At 54.5% G+C, this 20,949-nt stretch carries 10 protein-coding genes and 1 pseudogene; 6 read left to right on the top strand and 5 right to left on the bottom strand.

What is annotated here, in order from left to right:
• Nucleotides 1-27 precede the first annotated feature (27 nt).
• Nucleotides 28-1,704 (top strand): annotated as a pseudogene (locus DEQ67_RS14960) (transposase).
• A gap of 725 nt (nucleotides 1,705-2,429) precedes the next feature.
• Nucleotides 2,430-3,629, top strand: coding sequence for a tyrosine-type recombinase/integrase (locus tag DEQ67_RS14955; protein WP_115891873.1), 1,200 nt, complete (start codon nucleotides 2,430-2,432; stop codon nucleotides 3,627-3,629).
• A 241-nt stretch (nucleotides 3,630-3,870) separates the two neighbouring features.
• Here the strand turns inward: DEQ67_RS14955 and DEQ67_RS14950 are convergent, their stop codons facing one another.
• Both DEQ67_RS14950 and DEQ67_RS14945 read right to left on the bottom strand, forming a co-directional pair.
• Nucleotides 3,871-6,447 carry a DEAD/DEAH box helicase gene (locus DEQ67_RS14950; protein ID WP_115891820.1) on the bottom strand — a complete coding sequence of 859 codons (2,577 nt, stop codon included), beginning with the start codon at nucleotides 6,445-6,447 and terminating at the stop codon, nucleotides 3,871-3,873.
• Entirely contained in the window at nucleotides 6,447-7,364 is a 918-nt protein-coding gene (locus tag DEQ67_RS14945) for a HamA C-terminal domain-containing protein (protein ID WP_049922093.1), read from the bottom strand. The genes DEQ67_RS14950 and DEQ67_RS14945 overlap by 1 nt, the downstream gene beginning before the upstream one ends.
• Nucleotides 7,365-7,775: 411 nt before the next feature.
• On the opposite strand from DEQ67_RS14945, the gene DEQ67_RS14940 reads away from it, so the two are divergent.
• From DEQ67_RS14940 to DEQ67_RS14930, 3 genes are all read left to right on the top strand, one after another.
• Nucleotides 7,776-9,446 (top strand): ATP-dependent nuclease, encoded by a 1,671-nt coding sequence (locus DEQ67_RS14940; RefSeq protein ID WP_008610390.1) that lies wholly within the window; start codon nucleotides 7,776-7,778, stop codon nucleotides 9,444-9,446.
• Nucleotides 9,447-9,701: 255 nt separating this feature from the next.
• Complete coding sequence (locus DEQ67_RS14935; RefSeq protein ID WP_199522567.1) at nucleotides 9,702-12,290, top strand: PD-(D/E)XK nuclease family protein; 2,589 nt, start codon at nucleotides 9,702-9,704, stop codon at nucleotides 12,288-12,290.
• The gene (locus tag DEQ67_RS14930; RefSeq protein WP_115891823.1) at nucleotides 12,287-15,136 is read left to right on the top strand and encodes a UvrD-helicase domain-containing protein; all 2,850 of its coding nucleotides are present in this window, start codon (nucleotides 12,287-12,289) and stop codon (nucleotides 15,134-15,136) included. Before DEQ67_RS14935 ends, DEQ67_RS14930 begins: the two co-directional genes overlap by 4 nt.
• Here DEQ67_RS14930 and DEQ67_RS14925 read toward each other — a convergent pair.
• Complete coding sequence (locus DEQ67_RS14925; protein WP_115891824.1) at nucleotides 15,120-15,473, bottom strand: hypothetical protein; 354 nt, start codon at nucleotides 15,471-15,473, stop codon at nucleotides 15,120-15,122. The genes DEQ67_RS14930 and DEQ67_RS14925 overlap by 17 nt on opposite strands.
• A 189-nt stretch (nucleotides 15,474-15,662) precedes the next feature.
• Here DEQ67_RS14925 and DEQ67_RS14920 point away from each other — a divergent pair, with 189 nt between their 5' ends.
• Nucleotides 15,663-17,006: a DNA cytosine methyltransferase gene (locus DEQ67_RS14920; RefSeq protein WP_115891825.1), complete on the top strand. Its 1,344-nt coding sequence runs from the start codon at nucleotides 15,663-15,665 to the stop codon at nucleotides 17,004-17,006.
• Between the two features lie 13 nt (nucleotides 17,007-17,019).
• On the opposite strand, the gene DEQ67_RS14915 is transcribed toward DEQ67_RS14920, so the two are convergent.
• A complete protein-coding gene (locus tag DEQ67_RS14915) occupies nucleotides 17,020-17,781 on the bottom strand; it encodes a CBS domain-containing protein (protein ID WP_115891826.1) in 762 nt (253 codons plus the stop codon).
• Between the two features lie 221 nt (nucleotides 17,782-18,002).
• Nucleotides 18,003-20,945, bottom strand: coding sequence for a DEAD/DEAH box helicase (locus DEQ67_RS14910; protein WP_115891827.1), 2,943 nt, complete (start codon nucleotides 20,943-20,945; stop codon nucleotides 18,003-18,005).
• Between the last annotated feature and the right edge of the window lie 4 nt (nucleotides 20,946-20,949).

Raw genomic sequence — 20,949 nt, 5'->3', positions numbered from 1 at the left:
TGAGGGGGCCAGAACGATTGTCCGGTAGTGGCCATTACTACTGAATCTCGGAGAACCGTCTTTCGACAAATTGCACGACTGTCGTACGTTGAGTGGCCAGCGTACGATTCGACACCGTTGTACGACCGCACCTCACTTACCGGATTAGAGTCGGATGTCCGGATCGTCTCAGGAGCTTGGTTCACGCACCATAAGCACATCTCTGTTGAGCAGTTCGTCTCCGAACTTCCGCTGGCCTACTTCCAATTCGAGGCCCACGACTGCTACGAGGATCCGACACACTACGAGATGGACACCCTGTTTCGCGTGTTCGTTCTGAAAGAACTTCACGGATGGGAGCACGAAACAGCACTCTACGAGTACCTCGAAAGTCATCCGGAACTTTGCGAGCGGCTTGGGCTGGAGACAGTGCCTGACCAATCGACACTCTGGCGCAGTTGGCACACGCGCTTCACTGATGAGTTTCGCGAGACGGTCCAGAAAGCGGCTCGAACGATCCTCATCAAAGCGCAGAACGCCGACGTCACCGTCCCCCGCGAACCGGAGCAGATCCTCCCGGCTCGTTGCGATGACGTGGACGAATCGGTTCCAGACGATCGAGCCATTCTGGACAACGCCGATAGAGTCTCCAAGCACGTCAGCCGTGTCGTCTTTCCCGCGTTCTCTCTGGACCGTGGAGAGGGCTGTGAGATCCACGAGAACGCCTACTGGGGCCTGCAGACATATCTCGGACTTCGCGAGCGGCTGGCTGCGAACGAGGGCGCTCGTAGCTTCACCTACGAGTCGACTCGGGATCGGACACCGCTGGGGCACGCTCATCGGGAGCAGATTCGGGACCTCTCGATTGAACAGATTCGAGCAATGTACCAGAAGGCCGTCACTCGGCTCCTGAACGAAGTTGCGGGGACAGAGGAGTTCTTCCGAGCCGGGATCGTCGCAATCGATATCACCGAGGCTGACCCGTTCACCGGCGATAGAACGGGCCACGAAGACGAAATCATCGGCACCAAGGAGAAAACTGACGAGTACGCCTACCAGTAGGCCACCGTCCAGTTAGTCGGGAATGCCGTTCCGATTGTACTGGACGCACGGCCAGTTCGGAAGGGGGAGTCCCGCTTGGAAATTGTCAAGGACCTCTTGGATTCTGCTGAAGAGATGGTACACGTTGATAACGTGCTGATGGATCGGGAGTTCGACAGTCAGCACGTCCTGGAGATGCTCAGCCAGCGTGGCCTGTCGTATGTCGTTCCCAAGCGGATGCAGACCAGCGAGAAGGCTCAGGCGAAGCGATTGCTCCGGCGTGACCAAGACCGATACGAGACCGACCGGAAGCTCCACCTCGGGAAGAACGAATGGCACGAAACAACACTGATCTACCGGCGGAAAGAGGACTCCGAGCACGACGACCACCGGCAGTATTCGGTGTTCATGATGAACCGGGGGAGCGGACACCTTACGGAGTATGGCTACCGATGGGAAATCGAGAGCGGCTATAGATCGATAAAGCGGTTCATCGCGGCGACGACGTCGAAGGATTTCGGGCTCCGGTTCTTTTACTTCGCATTCGCCTGCCTGTTGTACTCAATCTGGCGGGCTGTCGATCTGCTCGTACAGGTCGAATTGACTGGGGAGTACGAGCACTCACCGGTGATTACAGCGGACAACACGCTGACGCTGCTGAAGAAGGAGACTGGAATCGGGTAGTGAGGAACTCTATTCGGGTTAGCGTGCCGTCTGAGTGGCTACACTATTGGAAGTCTCGAAAATTCGCCCATACGATTGGGATTATGACAAGAATAGCCGCTTGGAGAGCCATCTGGGGCAGTTTCCGCTGACCGAATCGGTCAAATTCACGCATCACAGCCCTAGTAAACCCCCTGTAGTCTCAACTTCCACGAGTGTAGAAGGCCCCAGAGTTTCGGAGTTTGGGTTCTGTTGCGTGTCTTATTTTCACATGGTTTGTGTTTGATTAGGCCCTCGTCTCGTGATTTCCGAGTTCGTCACGGTGAGAAAGCGTGGAAAGGATTTCTGAGTGATATGAAGTCAAAACCGATAGACTGCGCCTATTTCTCCGTTGTTGTGCTTGAATAGAAGGCACGCAACACTTCCATCCTCCGAGGTTGTGGGTGGCAGATCCTCGCCATCTTTCGTATAGCGATATGTGATTTATTAGTATATTGCCGCCTCAGTTCGTCATTTTACTAATTGCGGTTGTGTATGACCCACTCTCGCATAAGCCAAAGTATTAACTCATTGTGAGAAAGTCGGTGAGTAATGAAAATCGCATATTCAGAATTATCCCCACGCACGGTGAGCGGGTTACTCCCCGGTGAGCAGGCGTGAATCAGCAGTCGGACTCCCAGGGTTTGGACGTCGAAGAGGAGGCTTCAGAGGACGAGGCGAGAGAAAAACGCTACAAATGGTCCCAGATGAGCCTCGACGAACTCGTCGACGTCTACTGGCAAGACATCGCACCGAAGCGATATCGCGATGGATTCGACGAGGACCGCGACGTTCCAACCTATGGGTGGCTCACCGAACATGGATACAGTGGTATCGCGTACGCGCTGCGCGAACACCACGACCTCACACCCAAGCAGTTCTTCGTCGACGTCGTCGGCCTCGAAGACGAGGCGTCTGGGGAGTGGGAGTGGAACGTCGACCACGAAGATACTGTCAACGCTCTAGAAGTGTACCTCAACTCGATACGGACTCGTGGCGGACGGGCAGAGAGTACCGTCGAGACCCACCGGACGAGATTGGCGAAGTGGGTTCGGACCTATCGAGAACTGCATGGGACTGATGCGTTGCTCGAACCGCTGTCCGAGTTGGACCAACAACCACGAGAGATAGAACGCTGTCTCGCCGTCCTCGACGTCTTCGACGAGGAACTGTCGACAGATCGGTCGAAGCTCGAGTATCTGCACGTCGCAAGAGCGTGGTATGCGTTCGTGAAACGCCGGAAATACGCGAAGTATAACCCACTCGCCGAGGCGAGTGAGGAGTTCGGCTGGGAAGCCAGTGAGCCGGACCCGCAGGCGTTGTCGGCGTCGCAGGTTCGTCGAGTCTACAGCGAAGTCGACTCGCCCGAAGCGGAGTTACTCGTGGTTGCGCTCGCTGGATGGGGATTACGACCCTCGGAGGTTGCCGCGTTGCACGTCGACCAGGTGGTCTTGGATGCTGAAGATCCACATCTGTCGTTCGGTGATGGAGAGCGAAAGAACGGACCTGGTGAAGTGACGCTGCTGTATGGCGTCGACGTCGTCGCTGACCGGATTGATGCGCTGGCTGACCGTGAAACGTGGAACGGCTATCTGTTCCCCTCTCGGTCGTCGTCGACTGGCCACGTGTCAGTCAGTACTATACGTCGTCGGTTCAAACAACTTGCTGACAGTGCTGGAGTGGTCGTTGATGGGGATACACCCACGCCCAAGATGGGGCGACGGTTCTGGTACTCTGCGTATCAGGAAGCTGTTGGGGAGGTTCTAGAGGGATTGGAGGGGGTTGCGGAAGATCAAGGAAGTTCGTCGACGGAGGTTGTGCTTCGGAACTATTTGTCTAGGGAGCAAGAGCGGAAGGCAAGGCGTAGGCGGATGTATGAGAAGTTGGAGGCGGCATTTGAATCTTGAGCCCACTCCTCCCTTCCTAAGAAAGACCAAATTAGATGTTGATACCGTCTGGAGGTCGTAATCTATGGGTTCGGCTGATCGAGAGAGTCTGCGTAACCCACGCTCAGCTGGGTGAGAATATGTCTATGGTGCATAAACTGTATGTAGCTACACGGAGTCTGCAGCAAATTCTATGCTTTTTGAAGCAACGAAATTGTTCTCGCAACCTTCGAATCAAGTCGACTGAGCTACAACAATCAGCCTATAATACTCCCTGAGACTCTAGGTGTCGAGTGAAGAATTCCGGAAGCTTCCCTCGGCGGGTTTCAAGGAAATCTTCGACATCATCGACGTTCGGCGGGATTCTCAATTGCAGCGCGACCGACCGGTCTACACCTTTCGACATAAGACGCAGCTCTCCAAAGTTCATCGACCCCATCTCCAACATCTGGTCGAAGTTGCTTGCCCATTTACCCATCTCGTAGTCCGATTCTTCAAGCATGTCGACCAGCATTCCGTAATACTTCACCAGAATAAATCGAACGTCGTCGTTCACGAGGTCGAGGATTGTTCTGATACACTTACTCAGGTTCTCATCCCCAACGTTTGCTTGCCTAGAATCGATCATGGACTTGTATGTCTCTCCCCGAAGCCACTGATTCGCAACTACTACTATCGGCTCCAGTGCTCCATGTTTGGTTTCTCGGTTTGGGGGATCGATTCCGTATTCATCATCCTTGGTGAACTTGAAGACCTGATTCAACTGCTGAGTGATCCGCATGAGCTTATCGTAACTGTATTCTGCCGTATTCTCGCCAATGACCCACCTTTCCGGATTCTTCATCACCAGCCTGTAGAGCGTGTTCTGCTCCACGGGATCAACAGTTGGGTTCCGCCTCAGCAGTTTCTCCGGGATGTCAATGTCTTCTAGAGTCCGATCGAGTTCTTCCTTCGCTGACGAAATCTCTGCGTCCGAGAGCCCCTTGTTGGAGAGATATTCGTCGACATCGTAGTCGGACTTGAGGTGCCGAGAGCGAAGGAGAACCGACGTGTACCGCGTCGATGCGTCTTTGAGCTGCCGAAGGTCGTTGCTACCGAGCGCGGTGATGAGTTTGTTCGGGTTGTCCGTAGCCTGTGAGGTAGCAGGGGTGACCGATTCTTCCGTGTCGCTATCCAATTTCTCATCCACCCATTCGTCATCCTCGGCTTCAACACAATAGATAGAACCGTACAAGCGGGAGTCAACGCGACCGACCCGCCCGACGAGGTTCTGGAAGTCAAGCTCTGACAGCTCATCGTCCCCTCGATATGCACTGGTCAAGAAAATTTTCTCCGCAGGCAGGTTCACCCCCTCCAGTAGAGTGGAAGTACATACGATTGTGTCCAGCCCCACCTTCGAGCGATAAAGGTCTTCTATCTCCTCTCTCGCAATCTTCGGTACTCGACCGTGGTGGAAGGCTACTCCTTTTTGAAGGTGGTCAATGAGTGGATAGTCTTCGTGGATGGTGTTCCTCAGGAATTCGGTGAGGTCATCAATTCTCGCAGACGTTATCTCTCGGTTCCGGTTATTCGCAATAGCGTCGGCTCGATCCTCAGCTAGGTTGGTTTTACTGGAATATACTAGGTTCTGGCTATTCTGCCCATATTCATCGATTATGGTGGTCAGTGCTCTGGTCTTGCTATTGTTGACCGTCGTATACGTGAGGTCGTCCGGTTCGGCTATCGTGAACTCTAATTTGTCTCCAGAAGGACTGTAGAGGACAATATCAACCATCCGTCGAGAGCCGGATTGGTTGCTTGCTCTCTTGAACCGTATAATCGCCTTCATCTGAAGGACTGGTGTAAATGCGGTTTTAATCTGTACGACCTCTCGGTTCGTCAGATTACTCAGAGTATCCTGTGGCTGCTCAAGATAGGGCCCTGCAGCGACGATTTGTGTTTCCGGCCAAGATTCGCTAAGTAATTGAATGATATCCTCGAATAAGACACCTCTCTGCCCGTCTTGGACGTTCTGAATCTCGTCGAAGAATATCAGATCTGGATCAATTCTCGCCCTAGTGTCCTCATCGATGAGGCGCAGACACCGCTCAGGAGTAACTACTAAGAACGAGTTCGAATCTGTTTCTAGGTCCTCCGGCTTTTCCTCGAAATATGCGCCGGTTCTGACCTCAATCTCTTCTTCTCCGTCTAAATCGTCGTTTAGACTGGAGAGCTTCTCACTCACCTCTGCAATGAGCGCTCTAGTCGGGACAACGTAGATTGCCTCGAAGCTATCCTCGCTTTCGAGCTCTCTTTGGATGTATTTCCGGAGTATGAATGACTTCCCGGACGAAGTCGGCCCGGATATCGCGATATCCTTCCCTGCCTGAAGCGCATTCAGGATATCCTTCTGGAAGGAAGACAGCACAGTCCCATCGCCGAGTTCGTGCTGCTGGAGGTCAGAACTCAGTTCCAGACTCAACGCAGAGTCAAGCGATGAAATGAGCCTCTCCTCGAAGCTGACATCTGCCTGTTCTCGCCGAACGGTGTTGAACGTTTGAAGATTGCCGATGCGGGAGAGAACGATATAGAGGTACCGTTCGTACATCTCCTCGTCATCGGTTCCTCGCTTCTCAATATATGCGAGAATTGCAAAAGCGAGGGCCTTAGACTGGTGTTCCTCCTTATCACTGGAAGCGAGAAGTGATGCTACCCAAGCACTCTTTTGGAGATCGCTCTCCGAATTCTGATCCCAACGGTAATCAGTAACGCCGAGGTCGTCGTAAAGCAGATCTTTTATCAGCGTGTTGAGACAATCATTGAAGAACTCTAGGTCTGCTGCGTTTTCGTAGGTAGACATTAGTGGTTCGTTGCCCAGGGGTAGATAGCCGCTTTGACGTTCTCTACAAATCGATCTTTATCTTCTAGGGGGAGGAAAAAGAATGTCAACCAGTGCTTTCGAAGATGGCTATAATCATCCTCTAGAGAATCGGTCACTTTGGAGAGCAAATCAGTATCCTCGATATGATCTTGGAGCCGGTCTACTAGCTCTTGATCGTCCTCAACCGGCTTTGTCTGGAATTCTTCTAGCTCCTCATCCTCGTATCCAACGAAGATAGGATGAAGCATTTGGTAATCTTGGGATTCTCCTGTGAAAAGTGACGAAAGAAGTTTGATTTTTTCTTTCGAGAGATTCTCGCTCGGGTTACCCATGGCAACCGTTAATTCGTGCTGATTTCGGAGTTGGCTATCTTTCCCGTGGAATCGGTCTGTGCTGTCAAGGGCCTCCTTTATTCCATCATCCAAGTTGGTATACATCTTCGCCTCCCCAATTCCCAACGTTGGGGAACCCTCGTACTTCCCGAAGAAAAGGCCGTCAGATCCCTTTACTTGGTCAGTCGGGTTCTGTTTCCATCCGAGCTTGTGCGACATCATAGGGATGTCAAGGAAACCTTCAACCATTGTAAATAGAATCAACTCTCCCCACTTGCCATCCATCTTGGCATCATCTCTGTAATCTGATAATTGCTGTGCTTCAAGATGAGGACGATCGTACTCCTGAATCTCTTTTTCTGACAGCGCAAAGAACATAAATTTATTTCGAAGAAAACTCACGAAGCCATCATAATCCAGGGTTCCGTAATTTGGGCTAACGATGAAAGAGGACGCCTTAATCTTATCTTCACGCCATTCACCGGCATCAGAGAGGTTATCCAGTAGTTCTGACTTCTCGATTACGGTATGCTCTGACCAAGGAACTTCTATCTCATTCTCCATTTGAAATTCTGTTTAGTTGCAAGAAGATTCACCCCCGAGGGCAAAAATCTATTCCAGAACTACATATGGGCTATGAGGAAAGAGGAGTCAGGAAACCTAGACTCTCCCCAACTTCCAGCCAGCGAAAGCCGATAAGCTCCATCTCACCTACTTGCGCTTGTGGTAGGCGGCGTGCTCCCCGAATTCCGAGGTCGCATCGCCACGTTCGACAGCAGCGAGCACCTCCAGTTTGATTCGTCACAGCACGTTGTAACAAAGAACGAAGATTGACCATTTAGCGAGGATGCGAGTATAGACGGGTGGGTCTGAATATCTGGATGTTGTCGTTGAGATAGAAGTTTCGCAAGCTGAATACATACCGCCACAATCAATAGTGGCGAAAATATTTCAATTCTCGTAATAATGTCTACGATGAAGTTATCAAAATTTGAAGCGAGAAATTTCAAGCCAATACAAGCCTCTGGGGATCTTAGTCTTGACGACTTGAACATATTTATTGGGAAGAATGACGCGGGGAAGTCGTCATATCTTGAGGCCGCACATCTGTTCTTGGATTGTGATAAACCGTCGTTAGATCAGTTCCACAAGAACACAGAAAACGACATAGAGTTCATCGGAAAATTCAAACAAATACCCTGTAAGCTGAGAGATGCGTTATCCGAAAATCACGACCCCGACCGAGAAACCTTCGTGATAAAACGCGTCTTTGAGAAAAATGGTAGTTCTACCCCAAGTGCAGACACCTATATTAACGGAGAAAAAGTAGTCAAGGGAACAATCACTATAGACGACAATGAGTTGTATATGGCAAAATCTCGCGATTACGTATGGGAAAATTTTGTCCCAGAACCTGTACCAATCTTTGCCGAGAGAGACGTGAGTGAACAGACAAAGCTGAAAGGGGGAACCTTCCTGAACAAACTGCTCATTCCTGTACTAAAAGATAGTGGAGTAGCGGAATCTCCAGAAGTTCGAGAGCAAGTCCAAGAACTTCAAACAACACTGGATGAGATGGCAGAAGGGATTGACCGGCAGCTGACAGACCATATGGAGTCTCATATGGATGATGTCGAAGATATCTCTCTTATTCCTGGCAAGGTTGATTTAGGTAAGGCAATTACACCTCGAATCAAGCTTAAAGATCAACACTTGGCAAATAGCATTGATATTGCCGAGCGAGGATCCGGTGTAGGAAGCCTGCTCCTACTGTCGATGATGCAAACATATGTTGATATGCAGGTGGGTGACGGTTACTGTCTCTTGTTCGAAGAACCAGGAAACTTCTTACACCCCGGTGCAGAGCGAAAAATGCTGGATGCGTTAAGGACGATTGCGGCTGAGGGTGGACAGGTTCTCGTTACGACTCACTCACAAGTATTCGTTGACAACCGAGACTCTGCAAGTCTCTACGTCACGAAGAGAACAGATGGTAGAACGAATTTTCGACGGGTCAACGAAGACGCATTCGTAGCTGTTGACGAAATTGGTGCAAGGAACAGTGATTTGCTCCAGAGCGACTTTGTCATCTATACTGAAGGACCCTCTGATGCGAAGATACTCAGGACGATTGCGAAGCACACTATAGATAATTGGGGAGAATACAACATTTCTATTCAATATCTTGGAGGAAGCAATATAGCACACTGTGACCCAACAGAATTGCGGAAAATAAACAGAAACTTCGCAATTATCTTAGATAGTGAGAAGAAATCAGAGGGCGCAGAAGTTGACGCTTCTGCAAAGGAACTGCAAGAGGAGACTGAGGCTCTCGGAAAGGAGTGTAAGATTCTGGAGAAGAGAGCAATAGAGAATTACCTCTCTGAACCCGGTATCAACGAAGCGTTCAATCTCACAGTCTCTGATGGATTCGTGACTCCATATGACAATATGAAGAAGAAGATTGAACAACGTATCGCCACCGAGCGTATCGACGACCCCGACACACAACGGGCAAGAGGAGCATACAGCAAGGTTAAGCACGGTAAACAGATTATCGAATGGATGTGTGAAAACGACGAGAGCATCACTGAATTGGAAGAGTTCATCAATTCTTGTGTACGAAGTTGCGAACGGTCTTATTAATTTTCGACATTTTTATCTTTCAGCATCTAATACAAGTGGCTCGTCGCGTGGTTTGACGAAGATGTTGAGACGTTGCAGAGCAGTTAGGACGGATTAGTGGGACTGTGTAGTCGATAATCGATAGAGTTTCCAAGCGATTCTAGCTCCGGCAGACCAGGATAGAACCGTAAATGTCGGTGGTACAAGAGCATCCTGAATGTCTTAGTGGACTGTTCCGACGACACATTTTTGAAACCTACCTGAGTCCGATAGTCCGTGTCAATTACACGAGCGAAGTCTATCGATTCTCTCTACGAGGAATGCAAGGATTTCGACCTTGTGCTCGTGCCGGACGCGCCGATGGCAAGCGCCCTGAACCGGCGTCTCGACCAACCCCACTTCGGACCGTTCGCGATTACCCCACGTCGCCTGGCGGCCCGACGTCGAGAGCAAGCTGAGGATCGACTCGCGTTTCTCGAAATCATCGAGACGACCGACCTCAACTGGAAGGAGACGTCCTATGCGGTCGGGAACATCCTCCAGTGTTGGGAGTACCAGGGGACGGCTGAGGCTGTTCTCGACTACGAACAGTTCGCGACGACGGCAACGCACACCGCTGTCGACTGCATCGCCGATATGGACACGACGTCCACGCGCCTCACCGAGTACAGTATTGAGGACGACACGTCGGTAGCCGTCGTCGGATTCAAGCAGCTCACCGAACTCGAACGCTCGATTCTTCCTCCAGACTACGAGACGATCGACCCATTCACCGAGGAGTCGTTCGACTACCCACCGTTCCGAATCCTCGACTCACCGGCCGCAATCGTCGACGTCGTCCTCGACACGGTCACACCGGAGAACGCCGACGACGTGGCTGTCGTCCTCGATGCAGCCAGTCAGTACTCCTCGCTCATTGAATCGGCGCTAGAAGCCGCAGATATTCCATACTACGGTGGTCCAGGTTTCACCGACGATGCACGTCACCGCGCCTTCTTACAGCTCCTCAGAAGTGCGCACGCTGGCCGAGATACGCGAGTTGGCGACGTTCGACCACTCCTCACCCAGTTCGGGATGCGCATCGATATCGAGCACGACGAGAAGCGTCTCTTCGACCTCAACCGCCCGGAAGTAGACTGGCTCCACGAGTTCCGTGATGAGATTCGCTCCAGCACGTTCGAGGAAGCCATCGACGCATACGAGGACGTCACAGACACCACCATCGACGCCTTCAGAGACGAACTCTCGACCCTCGGTATCCTCGACGATGCCGTCACCGAACCGGCAGTCGACCGGCTCGAATTCTATCTGCAGTCGTATGAGGTTCCCGTTGACCGTGAAAACGAAGGTGTCCTGCTGGCCGATGCGAAATCGGCCGCTCACGTCGACCGCGCCGTCGTGTTCTACCTCGGCATCGACGAAGGGTGGACGCATTCGTCGCCTCGCCGCCCGTGGGTCGACAGCGACCAGGAATTCGAGCGGAACATCCGTCAGTTCCAACTCCTCCTGCAGAACGGTGTCGACCAGTACTACCTCGTGCAGGACACCGCCGGTGGGACACCCGTCACCCCGTGTCTGTACTTCGAGGAGCTGTTCGAGGAGGAGTTCGACCGATTCAGTGACTTGGACTCACTGCAGCACTCACGAGCATTTCGACCAACGCAGGACGGGTTCGAGAGAGAGCCACTCGACGTCTCTCCTGAGGAAGTCACTGCGCTCAGCCAGTCGAGTCTGAACACCTACGTCAACTCTCCACGCGACTACTTCTTCAGCCGACTCGTCGATAACCCGGACAAGGAGCACTTCAGAGAAGGGAACCTGTTCCACGATTTCGCAGAGCTCTACGTCTCGCATCCAGACCTCATCACGAAAGACACACTCGATGAGGTCGCCACAGTCATGCTCGACGAGGTTGACCTGTTCCTCCGCGGCGTCGACCGGGAGGTCCGACTCACCAAGTACCGCGTCGGGCTCCAGACCATCGTTGAGTTCCTCGATGCAAACCCGCCTCAGGGTGACGGCTTGACGACACCGGACAGTGGTTGGGGGGAGAACTTTTTCGCCGAGTATTACGACCAGCCCATCGATACGTCACACACCGAGCGTTGGTTCGAGAACACCGACCTCGGACTGAAGGGGAAGATCGACCTCGTTCACAGCCCGACCCGACTTCTCGACTACAAGAGCGGATCCAAGAAGTCGGCGTACTCCATCGTCAAACACTCGGCACTCGATCCACCGAGCGGCAAACCGAACTTCCAGGCATTACTGTATCTCGCTCACCAGCGCACTGAGCGCCCGGATGAGGAACTGCGATTCACGTTCTTCCACTTCCTCGAGACACTTGACGACGTGGTGACGGGGAATGGGTCTCTCGACGATTGCCTCACGACGGTCACCTACTACCCACTCAGCTACGAGGAGTACATCGCGAGTCCAGCTGTCTTCACCGAACTGCAGGAAGACGCCGCCAACGACTGCAACAAGACCTTCTCGAAGTCGACGTACGAGGTCTACCAAGCGGTGTTGAAGGCGAACGAGTTTCCGGATACCAGCGACAGTGACGAACTCATCGAATCCGAGTTCGGCAGAGCGCTCACTGACCGACTGATTGCTGATGTTGGCGACTACAAGTACGTGAAAAACGGCTGTAAGCAGGCCCTGAGACACGTGCTCCGTATTCGCAACCAGAACTATTTCACCGGCGACGTGGACGCATTCGAGCAGTTCGTCCGAGATCGCCTTTCGGAGTTGAACGACCGCCGTGCCGGTGATGAGCGCTTCCCGGTTCAGGGACTCGGCGGCGACCCGAACTATCGGTACGTAGACAACCGAGACTGCATCTTGGAGGGTGAATCGCGATGACCGCACCGAACGACCAACAGCAAGACCTCATCGACAGCACACAGGGCATCCACGTCGTCGACGCCGGCGCGGGGACCGGGAAGACGTTCACCGTCACCCGTCGATACGCGGAGATCGTCGACCAGGGCGACGTCGAGCCGGAGGACGTTCTCCTCGTGACGTTCACCAACAACGCGGCGACGGAGATGAGAGAGCGAATCGTCGCCAACTGTGACTACGGGATGCGTGAACTCGCTGACGCGCCGATCCAGACGTTCCACAGTCTCTGTCACGACATCCTCATGGAACACGGCTTCGAGGCACCGACGCTCCTCGGCATCGACGACCGAATCACGGGGTCCACACGTGTCCTCGAAGATGAAAACGTCGAGAAGGCGCAGTTTCACGAGTTCATCCGCCGGTTCAGCGACGACCATCCCGAGTACGACGACTTGTTCCGCGCCGTCGAGGAACCAGTCGAACTCCTCGGGTTGATCAATCAGCTCGCAGCGAAGGGTGTCTTCCCGACGGCTGATGGCTGGTACCGGAATGGCGAGCGGCATCTGGACGGTGACTTCGATGCGTTCCGCGAGATTTTCGACGAGCTGAACCAGCCCCGAAACGACGGGAACAAGCAGTCCAAACTGCGCTCGAAACTCGGAGGCTACGGGAACGACAAATGCTACCTCCCAGACGCGCCCGAGGAAGACGAGATCCGTGGCGGATGGGGGGAGAAGCAAGTTCCCGCTGCCGTCGCACGACTAGCGTTTGACGAACAGCGAGCGGGCCTCAAGTACTTCGTCCACGACGTCTATCACGAGTACCTGCAGTTCGCCCTCAGTCGGAACTACCTCAACTTTAGCTTCCTCCAACTGTTCGCGTTCGTCCTGCTCTGTGACGACCACCGACTCCGCGACGACGTTGCCTTCGAGTACGTGATGATCGACGAGTTCCAGGACTCCAGCGAGATCCAGTTCAAACTCGCACTCCTGCTCGCGGACACGAACAACGTCTGTGTCGTCGGCGACTGGAAACAGAGCATCTACTCGTTCCAGTACGCCGCCGTCGAGAACATCACCGAGTTCGAGTCCCGACTGGATCGCTTCGTCGACGAACTCAACGAGGACCACGAGCGAGTCTCGTGGGCGACACGCCCGATCATCGATATCGAGCTCGTCGAGAACTACCGATCCACGCAGGCCATCCTCGACTTCTCCGAGCACAGCTTAGTCACGCCCGCTGCGAGCAAGGACGACGTCGACGAGGCGGCCGTCCGAGACCGCATCGTGTCGCTCTCCTCGAACGCCGCCCACGAGAACTCCCACATCGAGGCGATTCAACACGAAGACGAACACGAGGCCGTCCTGACCAAGATACAGGAGATCGTCGGGAACGACGCGTATCAGGTCGAAGAGAACGGCGAACTTCGCCTCCCTGAGTACGGTGACATTGCCGTCCTCACCCGGACTCGTGACTTCGGCCGGGAACTCCTCTCTGTCGCCGAGGAGTACGGGTTGCCGATGGCGTACGAGGGCGGTATCGAGTTATTCCGGTCTGACCCGGCGAAGCTTCTGCTGGCTTGGCTGCGAATTCTCGAATCCGACGCCGAGCGAGGGTGGGCGGTCGTCCTCGAGGAAGCTGGCTACACGCTCGACGAGGTCAAACACATCCTCGATACCGAGGCGTACCCCGCCAACATGCAGACGTTCAAGTCGGAGCTTGGAACACTGGAGACGGTCGGTGGGGTTGCCCAGCGCGTGTTCTCCCAGTACGACTACGACGGGGCGTATGCCGACGTGCTGCTGACGACGATACAGTCCGTCCACAGCGCGACGACGCTGACACGAGGTGACCTCATCCGATTCATCGAGCGGGGCATCGAGGACGGAAGCACTCACGAGGTCCACGCGAGTGCCGGCACGAACTCGGTAACGGTCCAGACCATCCACGCAGCAAAGGGACTTGAACACCCTATCGTCGTTCTCACGAACATGAACACCCATCGCTTCCCACCGTCGGGCGGGAACAGTAACGCAATCACGTTCGACGATCCAATTGGGCTCCGCCAGCGGAAGCTCTACGCCGACGACCACGGGTATCCGCACATTCACGACAACTGGCAGAGCGACGTCCTTCGGAAATGCCTGCCGCGTGGGTACGACGAGGAACGCCGCTTGCTCTACGTCGCGATGACGCGGGCTGAGAGCCACCTCGTGTTCGCTGCGGGTGAATCCCCGAATACGTTCATCGAAGAACTCCCGGTCGACCTCGAGGAACTAGAACCCGACGTTCAGGAAGCCGATATCAGCGAGACGACACAGGCACACTTGCAGATTGCTGTGCCGACGCCGGACAGTCCGGTCGGACACTCGCCACACACGCTCATGCGCGACGATGTGTTCGAGGACGTCGATGACGGGAGAGGGACAGCGTTCGGAACGCAGACCCACGAGTTCGCTGAGCGGTATGTGTTGGAGGGTGACGTCGAACCCTCGAACGACGACGAGCGTCATATCAAATCGTTCCTAGACTCGCTCGAGGGTGAGCTACGAGTCGAAGAGGACGCGTATCTGCCACTCACCGTGGATGGTGAGCAGGTCACCATCTCTGGAATCGTCGACCTCGTTCACATTCGTCCCGATACTGTCGAGATCATCGACTTCAAGACCGACCTCGGACGGCACGCCGAGGATGAGTATCGGAAGCAACTCAGCGTGTACTATCACGTGTTGGACGAGTGGTTCCCTGACCGAGACGTGACTGCAGGGATCTTCTATACCGCTGAAGGAGCGCGTGTTGAGATCGATCCGATATCGAAAACAGATTTAGCAAATCTTGTTCAGCGGGTCACTAGGAGAGCTGATTAATAAACTGGTGAACTATATTTCGAGCCTCAGCAAGGTCGGACGTTGAGTGGGAAAATTCCGCACTGATGAGTTCTGTGAATCCGGGTCGGTGGTAGTCAGGCCCGGCGGTTTCACTGGCCTCAACTTGCCACTCACCGTCAAGAGATTGGAGTGAAACGGCTCGTATCGGCACGTCAGTACCAACGAGTGAAACATCCTCTAAGTCCCAAGGATATTCGTCGTCCGACATCTCCCGAACCCACTGATAGCTGTTTTTGTCAAGCTTAGCTCGTTCCCAGTGATAGCCATTTTTCTCGATAGATTGAGGAGGAAAATCCAGATCATCTTCAGTCGGCATAAGCAAAACACGGGTCGGCCAAGTTAAATAATATTGGTCAGTTGGTGGAGGCCGAACCCAACAATTTGGGTTGAAGTATAGACAGTATCCACCGGATTGAGCGACCGCGCTCTCTGCATCACTACCGATAGGTCTGGAAGCTTCCTTAGTTCCGAACCGCTTTGGCGGTGCCTCACAATCCTACAAACAATGGAAGAGCAGCCATCTGCAATCGATCTGTTCTGCGGGGCAGGAGGGCTCACACAGGGACTCCAGAATGCGGGTTTCGAAGTACACTGGGCAATCGACAGCGACGCTGCGGCCGTCGAAACGTACCGACGTAACCACGGCAGTCACGTAGTCGAAGATGACATTCGTGAAACTGACCCGGCGATAGACGGGCCCGACATCGAACCAGGGGTACTCGACCTTGTGGCAGGTGGACCCCCATGTCCGTCCTTCTCTACCATTGGACGAGCAAAACTTGGATCGCTGAAAAATAGGTCTACCGAAAACGACGACAGGAATATCCTCTATCGCGACTTCCTCCGATACGTCGACTACTTTGAGCCAGCAGCCTTCATCATGGAGAACGTTACTGGCCTGCTCAGTGATACCGCCGTCGTCGAAACAGACACGATTCAGCAGTCTCTACCGACAGCCTCAGCGTCTACTGGAGAGCCGGTCGGCAAGGAAACACCGGTTCCAGAGATCATCCTTGAGGAGATAGATGCGCTCGGATATCACGCTGACTGGGAAGTGGTCGACGCAGCTGACTACGGGGTTCCCCAGCATCGGGAGCGCGTTTTCTTCATCGGGGTACGCGAGGGCGACACATTCCCCGACGTGAAGCGATGGAAAACACATCGCGAACCGAAGAACGAGAGGGAACGAAAAATAAGTGTCAGGAGCACTCCAGGGGCATTCAAAGAGTCCTCTCAGACCACGTTCAGTACAGATCCAGCAGTTCCACCCTTCACCCGGGGAGACACAGCCAGACGGCCATACGTAACGGTTGCGGACGCAATCATGGACCTGCCTCCAGTCTCGCCTGGCGGAGAGATGCCTCCAAGTGAAGCGACAGAATACACTCTACCACCAGTATCGCCATATCAGGAGTGGCTACGCGATATCCCGGAAGGTGAAGACTGGGACGAGCAACCGCTACAGAACCACAGTTGTCGGTGGCACAATCACCTAGATCTCTCCATCTACAAATTGCTCGGGCATGGCGTCGGATGGAATATCGGGGACGTGAGCCAAGAGATCCAACCCTACCGCGATGATGTCTTTCCAGACAAGTACAAGAAACAGAACCCCTCCAAGCCGGCATCAACCATTCTGGCGCATATTCAGAAGGACGGTCACATGTTTATCCACCCCACTGAAGCTCGGTCACTCACTGTCCGAGAGGCCGCGCGGTTACAGTCATTTCGTGACTCGTACTGGTTCCCCGAGAGCAGGACGAACGCGTATCGACTTGTCGGCAACGCCGTTCCACCACGGTTGGCGCACGCTGTGGGCCATGCGGTCAGAGAAGAAGTTCTTAAGTGATATCTCGGAGGACCTACCGAGGACGCTGGTTGTCGGAGACAGCGGTGATGTATCCGTGAGCAAACTCGATTATGTCAAGATCAAGTTCGCCTCGGTCTTCGATACGGAAGTGGAAGAGGCGATTGCGGTGTTCTCCAATGCGGCTGACCAGCTGTCGGACGAAATCCTGTCGCTCGTGAAAGAACTCGTCGAACCCGTCGCTCCAGTTTTTTGAAAACAGGAACTCGTAGTGACTGAAGCTGCACTCGTCGAGGCTCTCAACGAGACGTAGATGGTCAGAATCCGAGGAGAGATCTCTTAACACCTCCGGGACCTCGTTACCATAGACATCCCGAATGATGCTACGGATTGCGTTCTCAATTCCCTCAATCAACAGAAAGGGCTGGGTTGACTCTCTCCAGAATTCGCGGATGTCGTAGTCAGTGACGATTCTGTATCCGTCTGGGGAGTCCACGAGCACGTATGAGCGTTCGCCAAGAATGCTGAACAGCGTATTGAACTCGTCGTCGTGGTCGACTATCCGTGGCTTTTCCACTGCGAGTTCAGCGGTTCGGTTGCTCAGTCTCTTTGGCGAGTCGAACAGTTCGTCAGTCGCAACCAGTGCTCTCGCAATCGACTGATATGATACCGCCCCGATAAGCTTACCACCACGAGTGATACCGAATTGGGAGTATTGCTCTGTCAGCATCTTTTCGATTACATCTCGCAGGCTTGTCTCCGCAGGAACGGTGTCAAACTCGGGGGCTTCGATCTCACCAACTGTATCAAACATCATGTAGTACACATGAATCCCTTTCAGAAAATATCGACGGCTCACCAGAAATCCAATTCTGGACTGATTATCCAAGGAGTTGCTCAATGCGCTTATACCGGTGTTCAGCCGAAATCGACTGGTCCGCGAAAACGACCACTTTTATTAGTACAACCTACCGGTGTCCATCTGAAGCTCGTCACGCAAGGCATCAAGCGGAGTTTTCCGGGGATTTAGAGACGGGGCTAATCATCAAAGGCATCGACAACCGCAGCCATGTTGATCAGGTCTGGTTCGTCAGGAATCACCTGCACTTCCTCTTCAAGTCTCGCCAGCTCCGAATCCCGTTCATTCTTCAACTCCTTGAGCTGGCTCTGTGCCTTCGCGAGAACGATGCGCATGTCTTCATCCGGCTGTGTGTCGCGTTCTTCGAAACGCTTGATCCGCTCCTCGAGATCATCGATGCGGTACTCGAAGTATTTCTGCGTGTGCTCACGTCGAATTCGAGCCTCTCGCTGTCGATCTTCTCGTGCCTCGGCTGCCAGATCCTCGATGACTTCCCATGCGACAGCCTCCGCGCGTTTCACGAGCTCGTCAGAACACTCAGAAATCGCTTCGACGGCGGGATAGTCGTTGGCGGCAGAAGGCGGGAGACCACCGGTGATGTTTATGTCGCCGGTCTGCTCAACGCCGTCTGGAGTCACGTAGACCTGGACGAGGCGCTCGGTGACTGTGTCCCCTGTTCCAGAGAGATATCCCACCCGGAAGTGACAGAGCAGTCCCGGTGTTGCCAGATCTCTTCCGCCGGTCAGAACAGCCGTTTGTCCACCGACTGCGTCGCTGTCGAGACAGAACTGCATCATCGACCGCACGACCGGGTGGTCGAGCGCGATGAATTCGAGCGATTCATCCTCGACAGCGTTCTTCCGGTCGAAGGTCGCGCCATCGTATCGGTCCTTCACTTCGCCTCCCGATATCGGGTCCGGAACGACAAGGTCGAAGACGTCACCGCCGTCATCGGCGGGGCCGGACCGCACGTTGACGATCCGACCACCGAACTCGTTGCACACGGTCCGGACAAGATACTCCACGTCTGCCTCGCTGATCGTGTCCTCTGCGCTCTCGTCGATGATGTCGAGGATTTCCTGGTCCTCTTCGCTCAGGTCGAAGCGGTCACGGATGAGCAACTCCTCGTCGACGCGGCGGACAGCTTCCTCTTGGTCTTCGACGATCGCGTCAAGATCGGCAGCGATTGAGTCCGTACTGTCTTTCTGCGCGATAGCGGTCATGATCTGCTCCTCGAGGTCGACGTTCTCCAGTACGAGCCCGAGGACATCAGAGCTCATGCCCAGTGTTTTCTCGATCTCGTCGAGTTTGCTCAGCAGAAGCTCCAAGATATCGCTCTCCCGGGTATCGTCGACGAACAGGTTACGGATCTCGACCATTCGTTCCTGTCCGTAGCGGTGGAGTCGACCGATGCGCTGGTCGATTCGCGTCGGATTCCACGGGAGGTCGTAGTTGACCATGATGTGCGCGAACTGGAGGTTCAGCCCCTCCCGGGCGGCGTCCGTCGCCAGCATGATGTTGGCTTCATTCTCGAACTTCTTCAGCTGGCGCCTCCGCTCGGGCTGTGAGAGGTCGCCGTAGACCTGAGCAACGTCGTGCTCGCTGAACATTCGATCTCTGAGATATTCCAGCGTGTCCGTGTACTCGGTGAAGATGAGTACCTTCTCGTCGGGGTCCTCGGCCAGGACGCCATCGACGAACTCGCGGAGCTGCTCGGCCTTGGAGTCGACGTCGATCGCCTTCGCTTGGTTGTACAGGTCCCTAACGATTTGGAACTCCTGTTTGACCTTCGCCGGGTCACTGGATGCTGCCACGCTTCCGAGTTCCTCCTCGACCTTCTCCCGCTGGGCGTCGGTCAGCATATCGGGGTCCTCGCGGTACTGCGGAAGGAGGCTCTTCGTGAGCTGAGACAGGTCGCCCGGATCCGCACCACCAGCCTGGATAGACTGCATCCGGTTCTTGAGCGACTTCCGGATGGCGTGAATCGACGAGACGAGTCGCTTCTGGTAGAGAACCATCGCGAATCCCGCCGTGTCGTTGTCCTCCCTGTGGGCGAGGTTGTAGTGTTCGGTGATGTACTCGGTGACGTTCTCGTAGAGCTCCCGTTCCTCGGGGGTAAACGTGACCGGCAGCGTCTCGATGTTCTTCTCCGGGAACATCTTGGAGCCGTCGGACTCGTACATCTCGCTCTTGAGCCGACGGATCATCAGGTCCCGCAGGCCCTCCTTGTTGACGTCGTGTTCGTCGCGGAAGCGGTAGGGGTCCAGCAGGGAGATCATGAAGTAGAACTGATCGCGTTTCCCCTTGTGGGGCGTCCCGGTGAGGAAGAGAAGTCCGTCGGAGTTCTGCGACACTGCTTCGCCGACCCGGTAGCGCTCGGTCCTGTTGATCCCGCGTTTCCCTTCGCGGAGTGCCGTGAGGTGGTGAGATTCGTCGAAGATAGCGATGTCCCACTCCTCGTCGAGGTTCTCCAGTGCCGCGAGCATATCATCCTGCTTCGCGAAGTCGATGGAGGTGATGATGCGGTCGTCGTGTGTCCAGACATTTTTGTTCGGATGAGCTCCCCGCTTCGCGTCGACGTAGTCGCGGTCGTACACGACGTAGTTGCTGTCGAACTTCTCGCGGAGCTCCTCCTGCCACTGCGTCGTGAGGGGGGCTGGGGCGACAATCAGTACTCTGTCGGCCTGCCCACGGGCGGCGAGTTCTTCGATGACGATGGCGGCCTCGATGGTCTTGCCGAGACCCACCTCGTCACCGATCAGGTAGCGATGGTCGTACGAGGTGAGAATCTCGTAGGCGGCCTTCACCTGGTGTGGGGCGATGTCGATACGGCTGCTCTCCAGCGTGACGAACCGGTCCTGCCGGTGGGCGAGGTCGAGTTCCGCAGCCCGCGACCGGAGGTTGAACCGGTCAGGCGCGTCGAACTCGCGGTTCGCCAGTAACGTGTCGCTCCCCTCCACTTTGTCGACGACAGCGCTCGGGCGCTTGGTCTGTCCACTGTCGGTCAAGATAGTCAGCAAGCACTGGCCACTCGGGCGGTGGTTGGCCTTCGCGACCTCACCATTTCCGCCCGCGAAGCTTACGCGGTCGCCGACTTCGAATCCACATTCGCAGCTGGTCACTGAT

Source organism: Haloferax sp. Atlit-48N, assembly GCF_003383015.2.
Lineage (GTDB): Archaea > Halobacteriota > Halobacteria > Halobacteriales > Haloferacaceae > Haloferax > Haloferax volcanii.
Note: the sequence above shows the minus strand (reverse complement) of the source record. Positions and strands in the feature narration are given on the sequence as shown.